At 42.6% G+C, this 13642-nt stretch carries 12 protein-coding genes; 6 read left to right on the top strand and 6 right to left on the bottom strand.

Annotated elements, in window-relative coordinates; genetic code table 11:
- Positions 1–107 precede the first annotated feature (107 nt).
- Positions 108–1376, bottom strand: a complete 1269-nt coding sequence (locus tag FD716_RS05040) for an MFS transporter (RefSeq protein WP_139851262.1) — start codon at positions 1374–1376, stop codon at positions 108–110.
- 148 nt (positions 1377–1524) lie between these two features.
- Between FD716_RS05040 and FD716_RS05035 the strand changes: the two genes are divergently transcribed.
- The 4 genes from FD716_RS05035 to FD716_RS05020 all read left to right on the top strand — a co-directional run bounded on the left by FD716_RS05035 (position 1525) and on the right by FD716_RS05020 (position 4696).
- The gene (locus FD716_RS05035) at positions 1525–2151 is read left to right on the top strand and encodes a 1-acyl-sn-glycerol-3-phosphate acyltransferase (protein WP_139851261.1); all 627 of its coding nucleotides are present in this window, start codon (positions 1525–1527) and stop codon (positions 2149–2151) included.
- Positions 2152–2214: 63 nt separating this feature from the next.
- On the top strand, positions 2215–3132 hold the full coding sequence (locus FD716_RS05030) for a patatin-like phospholipase family protein (RefSeq protein ID WP_139851260.1): 918 nt from the start codon (positions 2215–2217) through the stop codon (positions 3130–3132).
- Between the two features lie 148 nt (positions 3133–3280).
- Positions 3281–3754, top strand: a complete 474-nt coding sequence (locus FD716_RS05025) for an NfeD family protein (RefSeq protein WP_139851259.1) — start codon at positions 3281–3283, stop codon at positions 3752–3754.
- An 87-nt stretch (positions 3755–3841) separates the two neighbouring features.
- On the top strand, positions 3842–4696 hold the full coding sequence (locus FD716_RS05020) for an SPFH domain-containing protein (RefSeq protein ID WP_139851258.1): 855 nt from the start codon (positions 3842–3844) through the stop codon (positions 4694–4696).
- Positions 4697–4766: 70 nt separating this feature from the next.
- Here the strand turns inward: FD716_RS05020 and ppk1 are convergent, their stop codons facing one another.
- Together ppk1 and mtgA are read right to left on the bottom strand one after the other, a co-directional pair.
- On the bottom strand, positions 4767–6842 hold the full coding sequence (gene ppk1 / locus FD716_RS05015; RefSeq protein ID WP_139851257.1) for a polyphosphate kinase 1: 2076 nt from the start codon (positions 6840–6842) through the stop codon (positions 4767–4769).
- A gap of 159 nt (positions 6843–7001) precedes the next feature.
- Positions 7002–7676 carry a monofunctional biosynthetic peptidoglycan transglycosylase gene (gene mtgA / locus FD716_RS05010; RefSeq protein WP_139851256.1) on the bottom strand — a complete coding sequence of 225 codons (675 nt, stop codon included), beginning with the start codon at positions 7674–7676 and terminating at the stop codon, positions 7002–7004.
- Positions 7677–7754: 78 nt separating this feature from the next.
- Here mtgA and FD716_RS05005 point away from each other — a divergent pair, with 78 nt between their 5' ends.
- On the top strand, positions 7755–8585 hold the full coding sequence (locus FD716_RS05005) for a rhomboid family intramembrane serine protease (RefSeq protein WP_139851255.1): 831 nt from the start codon (positions 7755–7757) through the stop codon (positions 8583–8585).
- Positions 8586–8646: 61 nt separating this feature from the next.
- On the opposite strand, the gene FD716_RS05000 is transcribed toward FD716_RS05005, so the two are convergent.
- Together FD716_RS05000 and FD716_RS04995 are read right to left on the bottom strand one after the other, a co-directional pair.
- Positions 8647–11232, bottom strand: coding sequence for an ABC transporter permease (locus FD716_RS05000; protein WP_139851254.1), 2586 nt, complete (start codon positions 11230–11232; stop codon positions 8647–8649).
- Complete coding sequence (locus FD716_RS04995; RefSeq protein ID WP_139851253.1) at positions 11229–11972, bottom strand: ABC transporter ATP-binding protein; 744 nt, start codon at positions 11970–11972, stop codon at positions 11229–11231. Before FD716_RS04995 ends, FD716_RS05000 begins: the two co-directional genes overlap by 4 nt.
- A gap of 41 nt (positions 11973–12013) precedes the next feature.
- Here FD716_RS04995 and FD716_RS04990 point away from each other — a divergent pair, with 41 nt between their 5' ends.
- A complete protein-coding gene (locus tag FD716_RS04990) occupies positions 12014–12628 on the top strand; it encodes an arylesterase (protein WP_139851252.1) in 615 nt (204 codons plus the stop codon).
- A 377-nt stretch (positions 12629–13005) separates the two neighbouring features.
- On the opposite strand, the gene FD716_RS04985 is transcribed toward FD716_RS04990, so the two are convergent.
- Positions 13006–13620 (bottom strand): carbonic anhydrase, encoded by a 615-nt coding sequence (locus FD716_RS04985; protein ID WP_139851251.1) that lies wholly within the window; start codon positions 13618–13620, stop codon positions 13006–13008.
- Positions 13621–13642: the final 22 nt, after the last annotated feature.

The following is a 13642-nucleotide window of genomic DNA, read 5'->3' as shown; positions in this document are numbered from 1 at the left end:
TTAAATATTTCGTATTGATCACGCAGATGAATGTAATAAATAAAACTTAAAAACAACTTAAAGCCGTTTTACTTTAATTCACTTTATTTGTTTTATTACAATGTTACTTATTTTTCAGTGTTATAACAGCGCTGCCAAAGATAAGCAGGCAACAACATAAATATACCAACAATACCAATCAGCATTAAATAAGTTTTGTAACCCAAGTAATCTCCAAGAATACCGCTCAGTGTATAAAACACCCCACTCACCAATGCCATAATTGACACCTGTAAAGTGAAATCAGTTCCCGCATGACTGTGGCGACTATACTGCATCACCAAGGTCAGTATGACCACCAATAACATTGCGGAAAATAAATCTTCAAGAGCATTAATCACATAGATTAACCAATGCGCCACATGCTGCCCTTGCTCATATTGCTGTGCTAACCCGGCAAAACCGAATACGGTCGATAATTTCAAGATGGAAAATAAGACAAAAGCATGCTGCCGAGCTAAACGTTGCAGACATAGACTGGCCAAAAATGCTCCCATTAATGCCGCCGCAGCCCCCAGCATCGTGATGTAGATACCAATTTGACTTAGGCTTAATCCGAGATCCACCAATAACGGTTTGCTAATTGGTCCTGATAAACCATCAGTAACTTTGACACTAAGCAACACCAACAACCATAAAAACATGACTTTGGTTTGGCTGAAATACCTCACATAGGAATGTAAATACTCGCGTAGTGTTTGCTTGGCTAAAACAGGCTGTGCATTTATAACCGAGGATCTCGCAGAGTCGCCTTCGTTAAAATACAGGATCGGAATTGTATTCAATGCCAGCAATCCCGCTAACAGCATAAATGTAGATTGCCAGCTTAAAAAATCTAAGGCCCAAAGGATCGCCCCACCACCCACAATAAAACCTAAACGTGAACCAATCACCTGAAACATATTGCCCCAGTGTTGTTGGGCCGCTTTTAAGCTGCGTACCGCCAAGGCATCCGTCGCAATATCTTGGGTTGCTCCCATACAATTCATGCTTAGCAATGCGATGAAAAATAGCAGTAAATAAGTCGGATGATTCAACGACTCAATTGGGAGATAAGACAATACTATTAAAATCACAATACTAGAGAGTTGAGTGATTAAAATCCAAGCACGATAGTGACCTAAGGCTGGTATACCAACCCGATCCACCCAAGGTGCCCACAATACTTTCAGCGCCCAAGGTGCCATGAGCAAACCAAAACCACCAATATGTGCCAAAGACACGCCTTGCATCCGTAAAATAACCGGCAAGGCCTGAGTCATAAACCCCACCGGTAAACCTTGTGCCCAATATAATGAAAAGAACAGCAGATAAAGCTGTGCTGGTTTTAGTGGCATCGCTTGCTTACCCTCAACATGAGCTCGTCATAAAATATAAAAATGAAGTGTCGCCCATAAATTCGATGCTACTTACTTGATATTTTTTCTATGTTACTGAATGATGGGCAGAATAATATGAATATCATCAAAATAAAGTTGCCATTCCATGCCACAAATATTCCCGACCCTGCCTGATCAAGTACCACAACGCGGTAATCTGATCAGCCGTCAATTCTTCAAACAACTGTATTTAAAGCAAGGCTGGCAATTCGTTGGTGAATTTCCCAATGTCCCCAAAGCGGTCGCTATTATTACACCGCACACCTCAAACTACGATGCTTGGTATGGATTTTTAGCCTTGTTGGGTGTTGGCATTAAATTTACGATTTTGGGCAAAGCCAGTCTCTTTAACACCCCTTTGAAACATCTCCTGAACTGGGTTGGGGTCATTCCTGTAAACCGCAATCACGCAACTGGACTCACACAACAGATTCTGCATCGCATTCAACAACAAGATAAAATTTGGATTGCCATTGCGCCCGAAGGTACCCGTAAGCGGGCTGAAAAAATAAAAAGTGGTTTTTATCACATTGCACATGCCGCCAAGCTCCCCATTGTGATCTTTTCTTTTGATTATGATCATAAAACCATTCGCTGTTTGGGGCTGTTTCACACCACGGGAGATTATGAACCAGACTTAATCAAGATTTTAGACATCTATCAAGGTCAGTTCTCTCCCAAAAATGTAGATTGGCTCTCAAAACCTTTACAAAAACTTTGTAAAAAAGGCTAGAAAAGCACCTAAGAATCTGCTGTGATGTGCAGCATATTTTGCCCTCTACAGATATGAATGATTATGCGTTTAAAACAACTTGGATTCATCAGCATCATGAGTCTAGCGCTTGTTGCTTGTGATAAAAATGCCATCACCAAACCAACCACAACGCCAATTGCTGCACGTGAACCCGTGATTGCAATTGCGTTGGGCGGCGGCGGTGCCAAAGGTTTTGCGCATATTGGCGTTCTTAAAGTTTTAGAATCTCACGGTATTAAACCGAAAATTGTGACTGGTACCAGTGCCGGTAGCTTTGTTGGCAGTATTTATGCCAGTGGTAAAACCCCTTATCAAATGCAACAACTGGCCTTGCAGCTAAAAGAGTCCGATATCCGTGACCTTACTTTGAGTAGCCAAGGCTTTGTGGTCGGTCAGAAACTACAAGACTATATTAATCGCAATGTCGGTAATCAAGCGATTGAGAAATTTCCGATTCGTTTTTCTGCGGTTGCTACGCGTTTAGATACCGGTAAAAAGTCAGAATTTATCAAAGGTAATGCGGGTCAGGCAGTACGTGCCTCATGCAGTATTCCAAACGTATTTGTACCTGCGAAAATCGGGAAATATCAATATGTTGATGGTGGTTTAGTGAGTCCTATCCCCGTGCAGACAGCAAGAAGTATGGGCGCTGATATTGTTATTGCAGTGGATATTTCAGCACGGCCATCTGGTAGTCAACCTTCAAGTATGTGGGGTTTATTAGACCAAACCATCAACATTATGGGACAGCAAAGTATTAACAATGAACTGGCGCAAGCGACTGTCGTGATTCAACCCAAAGTTGGACATCTGGGTACACTCGATTTAAAGGCCAGTAATCAAGCCATTTTAGAAGGTGAAAAAGCGGCACAAGCCAAAATCACAGCCATTCAAACGGCGATTAGTAATTTTAAAAAATCACCTGCTGCACTTAAACCGGCTCCTGCTGCGAAATTTTAATCGCAGTCGGTTCCTGTAGCCAACAGTATTAAACTGGAAAAGCAATAAAAGCCGAATGCACAAGTTTTGTTATGTATTTTCGCATTGTTCTGCTACATTCATAGCGATGAATCCTCATCTATATGAATCATAACGATAGAGTAGATGCATGAATTTTATTTTTGAACCTTGGCATTGGTTTGTATTGGGCATTCTGCTGATTTTGTCAGAACTCATTCTGCCAGCGTTTGCCGCCTTATGGTTTGGCATTGCCGCCATTGTTGTCTCGCTTATCTTTTTACTATTCCCATCAATGAGTTTCACCTTTCAGGTCGTACTTTGGATTATTCTGTCTATTGGCTGCACAATCCTTTGGTTTAAATTTATTAAACCCTTGTCCATCGATAAAACCAAAGCTGGAATGTCACGCGAAGCCACCATTGGCCAGACTGGCATGGTGATTCAAACTGGACTGGCACATAATGAAATTCGTGTCCGCTTTGCCCTGCCTGTACTTGGTTCTGATGAATGGAATTGCCGTAGTTTAAGCCCTGTCGAAGTTGGCGACCGTGTGACGGTTACCGATATTCTCGGCAATGATTTGGTGGTCAAACCTTATCAAAGCAGCACAACGTTTACTTAATTTATATTCAATCTTTATACTTGAATTTTTCACATAAATGACTTCAATTGAAGCAATTCACTTGAATACAATAAAGAGGTTTTAATCATGGGCATTGGCTCAATTGTTGTTTTGGTCCTGCTACTGTTTGTAGCAACCACCATTTTTAAAGGTGTTCGTATTGTACCGCAGGGTTATAACTGGATTGTGCAACGTCTTGGTAAATATCATACCAAGCTCGAACCAGGTTTAAACTTTGTCATTCCTTATGTGGACGAAGTGGCTTATAAAGTTACCACCAAAGATATTGTATTGGATATTCCATCACAAGAAGTGATCACCCGTGATAACGCAGTTCTGCTGATGAACGCAGTTGCCTATATTAATATTACCAATCCGCAAAAAGCAGTTTACGGGATTGAAAATTATAACTGGGCGATTCAAAACTTAGTGCAAACTGCGCTACGTTCAATTGTCGGTGAAATGGATCTAGATGATGCCCTATCTTCACGTGATCACATTAAAGCCAAATTAAAAGCAGCCATTTCTGATGATATTTCAGATTGGGGAATTACCCTTAAAACTGTTGAAATTCAAGATATTCAACCATCTACAACCATGCAATCTGCGATGGAAGCACAAGCAGCGGCTGAACGTCAACGTCGTGCAACTGTGACTAAAGCTGATGGTGAAAAACAGGCAGCGATTTTAGAAGCAGATGGTCGTTTAGAAGCCTCACGTCGTGATGCAGAAGCACAAGTGGTCTTGGCAGAAGCCTCACAAAAAGCCATTGAAATGGTGACTAGTGCGGTGGGCGACAAAGAAATCCCAGTGGCCTATTTACTTGGCGAACAATACGTTAAAGCCATGCAAGATATGTCTAAATCAAATAATGCCAAAACTGTGGTATTGCCTGCAGACATCATGAACACCATTCGTGGTGTGATGGGTCGCGGTTCATAATACTCATTCAAAAAAATCAAGGCAGCCAAGAGGCTGCCTTTTTTATTGTCTGATTTTCAGCAAAATACAATCACACAATCAAGGCAGTCAGTTCTTTCTGCGCATTATGTGGTTTTTCACCTTCGGCCAATTCGGCACGTATCCAGCGACCATCCCCTTGCAGCAACCACGCTTGTTGATTGTCCTTTAAGTAGGTTAGTAAGCCTTGATGGTAAATACGTTTTTTCAATGCTGGATCTTCAACCGGGAAACAGGCTTCAACGCGACTAAACAAGTTACGATCCATCCAGTCCGCGCTTGAACAATAAATTCGATGTGCGCCAGCATTGCTAAAATAAAACACCCGCGTATGTTCCAAGAAACGTCCGACAATCGAACGCACACGGATATTTTCAGAGAGATTTGGCAAGCCTGGGCGTAGACAGCAAATTGAACGAATAATCAAATCAACTTGTACGCCTGCCTGTGAAGCTTCATACAATTTATTAATCAGTTGCACTTCAGTCAGTGCATTCACTTTAATAATAATATGTGCGGGTTTGCCTGCTTTGACGTTGCTAATTTCTTCATCAATATAGTTAATCAGCTGAGCATGTAGGGTAAATGGTGCATGCAGTAACTTCTTCAACTTGGCCATTTTACCCATGCCAGTCAATTCTTGAAAAATGCGATGCACATCTTCACACAACTCTTTGTCTGTGGTGAGCAAACCATAATCGGTATAAATACGTGCATTGCCCGCATGATAATTACCTGTGCCTAAATGCACATAGCGCACCAGTTTATTGTTTTCACGGCGTACCACTAAAATCATTTTGGCATGGGTTTTATAGCCGACAATGCCATACACAACGACTGCACCCGCTTCTTGCAATACATTGGCCACTGCAATATTGGACTCTTCATCAAACCGCGCACGTAGCTCGATAACCGCAGTCACCTCTTTGCCATTGCGTGCAGCTTCTGCCAGAACCTGTACAATTTCAGAGTCTGCGCCACTACGATATAAGGTTTGCTTAATCGCTAAAACTTGCGGGTCTCGTGCAGCTTCACGCAATAAATTAATGACAGGCGCAAAAGATTCAAAGGGATGATGCAGCAAAATATCTTGCTTTTGCATAGCAGAAAAAATATTTTCTGACTTTTTTAAAACCTTAGGTACAACAGGCGTATGAGAGTCATAACGTAAATGTGGCTGTCTAAAATTAGAACCTAATCGTGCCAAATTGACTGGACCATCGACTTTATACAGTTGTTCAAGTTCAAGATCGAATTCATTGAGCAAATATTCGTAAATATGCTTTGGACAGTTTTCGGTCACTTCAAGACGCACAGCGCGACCAAAACGACGAGAGTTCAATTCGCCTTTGAGTGCAATTGCTAAATCTTCAACATCTTCATTTAATGCTAAGTCTGCATTTCGCGTCACACGGAACTGATAACAACCGGTTGCCGTCATGCCAGGGAATAAATCTGAAATATGTTCATGAATGATGGCAGACAGCATCACAAAATGCTCACTTCCACCAGTCAACTCTTCGGGTAAACGTACGACACGAGGCAATGAACGTGGTGCAGGTACAACCGCCAAATCAATTTGACGACCGAAAGCATCTTTACCTTCTAAGGTCACGATGAAGTTTAAGCTTTTGTTAACCAAACGTGGAAACGGATGCGCAGGATCCAGACTGATTGGGGTCAGTACAGGGGCAACTTGTTCTTGGAAGTATTTTTTAATCCACGAAGACTGTGCTGGGCTCAATTCACCACGGCGGAGAAAACGAATATCTTCTTCTCTCAGTTTTGGTAAAATTTCTTCATTTAAAATGCGGTACTGACGCTCTATTGCTGCATGTGCTGTTTTTGAAATTGACTCTAAAACTTGTTTTGGGGTTAAGCCGTCTGGGGTTCGGCTTTCATTGCCAAGTGACAACTGCTCCATCACGCCCGCCACACGAATTTCAAAAAACTCATCCATATTTAATGAGAAAATCAGCAAGAAATTCATTCGATCTAATAGGGGATGCAATGGATCGACCGCTTGCTCTAAGACCCGTAAATGAAAATCTAGAATTGAAAGCTCTCGATTGATATAGCGCTCATTATAAGAATATTCTATTGCGGTACTATTCACTTCGCTGTTCATGCCACCAACCCGTTTTAACTGTTATTAGCTAAGTATGCTTTAAATTTATGACATTTTCATAAAAAAATGTATAAATAAAAAGCGTTTAATAGTATTGAATGCGAACTCATCAGTCTTTAAATTAATGACCATTCAACTATTTTCTATATCCATTCAAGTTTAGGTCGGAACCTGGCTATAGTTGATATATTTTAAAATGAGTTTTTGTTTACGCAGGAATTTAGGATCTTTGCGATGCTGCTGATAATACTTGGGATTGGGCAATAATGCCGCCAAAAAAGCCGCCTGTTCACGGTTTAAATCAGCCGCATTTTTATTAAAATAAAAACGTGATGCCGCTTCAATACCATAGAGATGATCGCCAAATTCAACTGAGTTCATATAGACCTCTAGAATACGCTGCTTGGTCCACATTCGTTCCATCAACACGGTAGCAATCGACTCTTGTCCTTTGCGAAAATAAGAACGTCGATTATAAAAAAATAGATTTTTCGCCAATTGCTGTGAGATGGTTGAGCCACCGGCTACCACTTTTTCGTTATTGATATTACGTTGTAAAGCATATTCAATTCCCCCCCAGTCAAAACCATGGTGTTTTAGAAACTGTGCATCTTCTGCTTCAACGATCGCCCGTTTAAAATGAATGCTGATTTGATCATAGTCGACCCACTGATGTTCAATCGGTTGAAAATCAGAGAGATAATCTAGTCGCATAAACATGGTATTTTCAACAGGATGACTACGCCACCACACCAAGCTTGAAAAAATCCAAAGCTGAATAATCACCAGCACACTCAATAAGAGCAGAATCGCTCTCAGCACAAAGGCTTTCATCGTGCTATTTCACTCCTCGACGAGTTCATTTTAATTTCATGCTAAGCTACGCATTAACTCATAATAGATGATCAATTCATGTCAAATTGGCCACCAAACAACGACTCAGCCCTGCATATGCCAGCAAAGCCACCACTGGCAAAAGTAACCCTAGGCCTGATTTTCATCAATGTGATGCTGTTTGGCTGGCAAATCTTGAGCGGTGTTGATATTAGCTCACCAGAGATCGCAGATGCGATTCATTGGGGTGCTGATTATGCACCTTTAACCTTATTACAGGAACCATATCGCTTATTCAGCAGTATGTTTTTTCATTTTGGTTTGCCGCATTTAATGTTCAATATGTGGGCCTTGTATATTTTTGGGAATTTAGCAGAACAAACATTCGGCCGTGTTTATTTTTTAGCAATGTATGTTTTGGCTGGCTTGATGGGCAGCTTACTCAGCGCTTATGTGGATATCCACAACAGCTATACCTTTATTGAAAATATTAAAGATTTAGATGGTAGTCTACTGCCGCGCGTATCTGCCGGTGCATCTGGTGCGGTAATGGGGATTGGGGGTGCATTAACCGCCTTGGCATTCTTCCCACGTTTAGCACGTCAGCAGATGGCCTTAGATAAACGTTCACTGCTTACCATCATGGGTATTAACTTAGTCTTTGGCCTACTCACCTCTGGAATTAATAATGCAGCACATGTCGGTGGCATGATCATGGGTGCATTACTGGCGATTGCGTGGTATGCCGTTCAGCACTTTAAGCTCCCCAAAGTCATGCTCGCGATTATTTTATTGCTTGGTGCTTTGCTTTGTTATGCCGCCTACCAATATTGCCTGATGCAAATTGAACCAATCATGCCTTTATGGCAAGAAGCACTAAATAATATGCAACAACAGTTAGGGCGCTAATTGCGCCCCCTGCTTTATTGATGTACCGATGTACTGGCTGACGCATGCACAGATGTATGTTTTACTGATTCAACTCACGCAAACTTTGCAGCGGTGGTAAATCACATAAATAACTGAGACGGTAACGCCCAATCAAGCCGCACAATAGGGTCATGAGCAGTGGCAAAATGACCCAAATTGGCCAGTGCAGCTGTACCTCTAAATGCATACGATAAGCCATGATTGCACTGATCAACTCTGCAAATAAACAGGCCATGATCCCTGCAAAAAAACCCATCAATCCAACTTCCAGGCTTAAGCGATTTTTCAACTGCCCTTTGGCAGCACCAAAGGAACGCATTAACGCCACTTCGCGCTTACGTGCATCCATCATCAAGTTAATACAAGCCAGCAGCACCAAAAAGCCGGACAAGCTCACCAAGACTGCTAAAACTGTTATGACTTGCACCAAAACATTGACTAGGCGCTTTACCTCTTCCAAAATCAGCGACACATCAACAAAGACGGTATTGCTAAATTGCTGAATCAGATGGATTAGTTTTGGCTTTTCGGCTTCAGGCACATAAAAGCTGCCCAAATAACTGCCTGCATTTTCATCGAGGGTTTCAGGTGAAAAGATAAAAAAGAAGTTTGGACTAAAACTCTGCCACTCCACCTGTCTAAAGCTCACCACCTTGGCTGTTAATGGTCCTTCTGGAAGACTAAAAGTCAGCTGATCCCCCAATTGAATGCCCAATTCAGCAGCCAATTTAGCTTCTACAGAAACTTCACCAGGTTGATTCAAGCTTGCAGCACCTGCCACAATCAAATTATCTTCTGGGTATTCTCTGGTCTGTGTCAGATTTAACTCACGTTTAAGTGCATTATTATCGCGGATCATTTCTGCACTAAACGGCTTGGCATTTTTTTCAATCAAGCGTCCACGGATATTCGGATACAACGCAGTACCCTGCCAATGCTGTTCTGCAAGTTGCTGCTTAAATGCATCTAATTCAAAAGGTGGCAAACCATAAACAAATTGATTGGGGGTTTTTTCTGGAAGTTGTTGCTGCCACCGCGCCAATAAATCGGTACGCAATACTGCCAACACCGTAATCAAACTCAAGCCCAAAGCCAATGCAGTAATTTGTAAGGCACTTTGGGTTGGCATGCCAATATAGCTTGAAAAGCGATTTTTCATGGCCTTGATGCGATTGAGCACGAGCCAAATCAACAGATACAATAAACCGCTGACAAGCAAGAGAGAACCAATCACCAAAGTGGTCAAGATCAGATTTTCAGTGAGCACCAGACTAAATATGATCAAACTGAGTATGCCAGCACTGAACATCACCCACCATGATTTTGCTGACTTTTGCTGTTGGCGCAACACCCGAATTGGTGCGGTATTCAGCAGCTCCCATAAACTGGGCAAAACAAAGCCGAGCAACACCACCACACTGGTGAAAATCGCAATTGGCAAAGGCCCCATCAACATATCCCAGAGCGAAAAGGTCAGTTCCAATTGGGGAATCAATTGCAACATCAGTTGTAATAACAAATAAGCTAAACCCAAGCCAAATAAGCTGCCCAATAGCGTTGCCACCGCAATCACTTGTAGCAGCAACCAAGCAAATGCGGAGAAAATTTGGCGTCTGGTCGCGCCCATACAACGGATCAGTGCAATATGATCTTGGCTTTGCTGTACATAACGCTGACTACTCAAGGCAATTGCAATCCCACACAATAAAATGGTGAGAATATTGGCCAGCTGTAAAAAGGTTTCTAAATTTTCAATCGGCTTGATCAAACGTGAATTGGCCTGCTCTGCTGTACGTAGTTTTAAAGTATTGGCCGTTGCCGCACTTTCGTTGTCAGCCTGCTGAGCTGCTGTTGTTTGAGCTGTGGCCGCTTGACTGTCTACACTTGAACGAGCCGTAGCCTGACCATCTACGCTTAGGCTATTTTCAGCCTGTATGGCTGCTGCCTGCTGTGCAGCCAATGCTTTTTTGTCTTTATTAAAAGCTTTGCGAAATGCGGTCACCTGTTCAGGCGCACCCACCATGAGTAAGCGATATTCAGCGCGACTCCCCACTTGAATGGCTTTGGTTTTGGCAACATCTTGCTGTGAAATAATCACGGTGGGAGAGAATGCAGAAAAGCCCAACTCTTGATTAGATTCTTGCTCAATACGCCCTGTCACTTTAAACGTTGCATCTGCAATTTCAATGTTGTCCGAGAGCTTTACTTGAAGCAGATCCATCGCTCTTGGACTGAGCCAAACTTCACCTGATTGCATAGGACCAGTTTGCTGAGCCAGTTGCAGTTCACCGCGCAAAGGGAAATTCGGCTGAATTGCTTTAACATTGACCATCACAAACTGATCATTGGTATGCGCCATCGAACCAAACATGGTGACTTCTGATTGTTCTAACTCAAGCTCGGTCGCCAAGCTTCGCCATTTTTGATCCAAGGGGTTTTGATCGGTGAGTACCAAATCAGCTGCTTGCATTTTTGCAGCTTGTCGCGTGACCGCATCTTGAATTTTTTGATGGCTAAACTTCAGTGCTGTGGTGGCACTAATCGCCAGACACAATGCAAAAATTAGTAAATAAATCCCAGTATTGGCAAAGCTTTGCTTGCGTAGAACCTGAAATAGCCCATTCATCGCTGTGCATCCACAGACTGTGCACGATGATGCTCAATCAATTGTCCATCATGTAATTCGAGATGACGCTGGCATTGCGCGGCCAATTGCACATCATGGGTCACCAACACCAGTGTTGTGCCTAATTCCTGATTTAAACGGAATAACAGCTGCTCAATTTCCGCCGCAGTATGCTCGTCTAAATTGCCTGTTGGTTCATCAGCAAAAATGATTTTCGGGGTGGTAATTAATGCTCGTGCAATAGCGACCCGTTGCTGCTCGCCACCTGACAGTACTTTGGGCGTTTGTTTGGCTTGGCGGACTAAACCGACTTTCTCAAGCATGTGTAATGCTTTTTGCTCAGCTTCGGCATATTTAAAATTGGCTTGCAAACGCAGAGGCAACATCACATTTTCAAGTGCAGTTAAATCGGGCAACAATTGAAAGGCTTGAAAAACAAAACCAATATGCTGCAACCTCACGCGCGCACGTTGTTCTTCTGGCAGATCATGCACGGCCTCACCACAGACATAAAGTTGCCCTGCGCTGGCACGATCCAAAGTCGCTAAAACACCCAGTAATGTCGACTTGCCAGAGCCAGATCGCCCCGTAATGGCAACCTGCTCACCCGCGTAAATATCGACATTTAAGTTTTCAAAAATGCTTAAGGGTTGGCTATTTAACGGTATACATTGCGTGAGTTGCTGTGCAGAAATAATCGCCTGTGGCATGATACTTGGGACTGCGTCAAGTTGATTCATAAACAGCCTATTCGGAAAATTCAAAAAGGGTTAAACACACCATGTTGAAAAAAGTAATTCAATTACTCATATTTAGCACAATCTGCCTGTCTCCCGTACATAGTTTTGCAAAAACAGTCATGATTTTAGGAGACAGTCTAAGTGCTGGCTATGGGATTCAACTTCAACAGGGTTGGGTCGCTTTATTACAACAGCGCTTAAATCAACAATTCCCCAATACCCATAAAGTAGTGAATGCCAGTGTGAGCGGAGAAACCAGCAGTGGCGCTTTGGCCAGATTGCCAAAGCTGTTGCAGACGCATAAACCGCAATTGGTGGTGATTGAATTGGGGGGAAATGATGCTTTACGTGGACAACCGCCACAAATGATTCAAAATAATTTGGCGAAATTGATTCAACTCAGCCAAAAAGCCAATGCTAAAGTGCTGCTGTTGGGAATGAAGATTCCACCAAACTATGGGACAGCCTACAGCACTGCATTTGAAAATAATTATAAGGTGCTGAGTCAGCGTTATAACGTGAAGTTAGTCCCCTTCTTTATGCAAGGTGTTGCAGGCAATGCTAAACTCATGCAAGTCGACTTGATTCATCCTAATGCGGCAGCGCAACCGATCCTACTCAATAATGTCTATCCATTGATTAAAGCTGCGCTTTAATCCCTCATTCCACTTGCAGAATATATGACTCATCTTTGAAAAAGAGAGGGAACTCTTTTTAAATCAATACATAGTCTATGCGATACAACGCTCCCTCCTTAGAAAAAGGAGGGTTGGGGATAATGCCAGTCAGTTAAGACAAATACTGCCATTTTTGATTGAGAAATTATATCTGAAAGCCCCTTCTCCCGTTGGGATGAGGAATATATTCCGCAAGTGGGATGAGGGCACTTTTAAATCACAAAAGACCTTAGCTGACTGGCATTAGGGTTGGGGGAAGATTGCTTTGGACAGTGATCCGCCTATCCAAAAATGAGTGGACACCAATGTCCACTACAAGAATAAAAAGTCTATATTTGCTTTACAGCCAATTCAATTTAAAAATCATAAAAAATAACTTCACCGCTCTCTAGTGAATATTCTGCACCCACTACTTTGAGCTTGCCTTTGGCAATCAAACTTTCAAGTACAGCTGAACCATGACGTAGCTGATTCACTGAAGCAAATACGTTTGAACGCACGGCATGTACAGAGAGCTTGGCCAAATCATTTTTCAACTCAGTTTGCATCAGTATTTCAACTGATGGACGTACACGGTTCACAATCGACATCAAATTGGCAGAAGGTGGTGAGTCTGGGTTCATCAAGGTATCAATCGTGGCTTGAATCGCGCCACAATGGCTATGTCCCAGTACAATCACCACGGGACAACTATAACGTTCAGCTGCGAACTCCACACTACCGACTTGTGAGGGTGCAACCACATTCCCTGCAACACGGATCACAAATAAGTCACCAAGCCCCTGATCAAAGACCATTTCGGCAGGAACACGTGAATCGGAACAGCCCAATACGATCGCAAATGGATGCTGATCTTCGGCCATTTCTGCGCGATCTTGATGCGTCAAAAGCTCGCGATATTTTGTTTCGCCACTAACAAAACGCTGATTTCCCTGTTTTAATTGTAATAATACTTCTTGAGCAGTAAGCATGTGCGTTTCCGGTGAATTGATC

It is taken from the genome of Acinetobacter pullicarnis, from assembly GCF_006352475.1.
Lineage (GTDB): Bacteria > Pseudomonadota > Gammaproteobacteria > Pseudomonadales > Moraxellaceae > Acinetobacter > Acinetobacter pullicarnis.
The sequence above is the reverse complement of the archived record's forward strand: the minus strand, read 5'-3'. Positions and strand labels throughout refer to the sequence as shown.

Coding starts and splice junctions, on each gene's coding strand:
- FD716_RS05040 (WP_139851262.1), bottom strand. CDS start 1,376: ATGCCACTAAAACCAGCACAGCTTTATCTGCTGTTCTTTTCATTATAT.
- FD716_RS05035 (WP_139851261.1), top strand. CDS start 1,525: ATGCCACAAATATTCCCGACCCTGCCTGATCAAGTACCACAACGCGGT.
- FD716_RS05030 (WP_139851260.1), top strand. CDS start 2,215: ATGCGTTTAAAACAACTTGGATTCATCAGCATCATGAGTCTAGCGCTT.
- FD716_RS05025 (WP_139851259.1), top strand. CDS start 3,281: ATGAATTTTATTTTTGAACCTTGGCATTGGTTTGTATTGGGCATTCTG.
- FD716_RS05020 (WP_139851258.1), top strand. CDS start 3,842: ATGGGCATTGGCTCAATTGTTGTTTTGGTCCTGCTACTGTTTGTAGCA.
- ppk1 (WP_139851257.1), bottom strand. CDS start 6,842: ATGAACAGCGAAGTGAATAGTACCGCAATAGAATATTCTTATAATGAG.
- mtgA (WP_139851256.1), bottom strand. CDS start 7,676: ATGAAAGCCTTTGTGCTGAGAGCGATTCTGCTCTTATTGAGTGTGCTG.
- FD716_RS05005 (WP_139851255.1), top strand. CDS start 7,755: ATGTCAAATTGGCCACCAAACAACGACTCAGCCCTGCATATGCCAGCA.
- FD716_RS05000 (WP_139851254.1), bottom strand. CDS start 11,232: ATGAATGGGCTATTTCAGGTTCTACGCAAGCAAAGCTTTGCCAATACT.
- FD716_RS04995 (WP_139851253.1), bottom strand. CDS start 11,972: ATGAATCAACTTGACGCAGTCCCAAGTATCATGCCACAGGCGATTATT.
- FD716_RS04990 (WP_139851252.1), top strand. CDS start 12,014: ATGTTGAAAAAAGTAATTCAATTACTCATATTTAGCACAATCTGCCTG.
- FD716_RS04985 (WP_139851251.1), bottom strand. CDS start 13,620: ATGCTTACTGCTCAAGAAGTATTATTACAATTAAAACAGGGAAATCAG.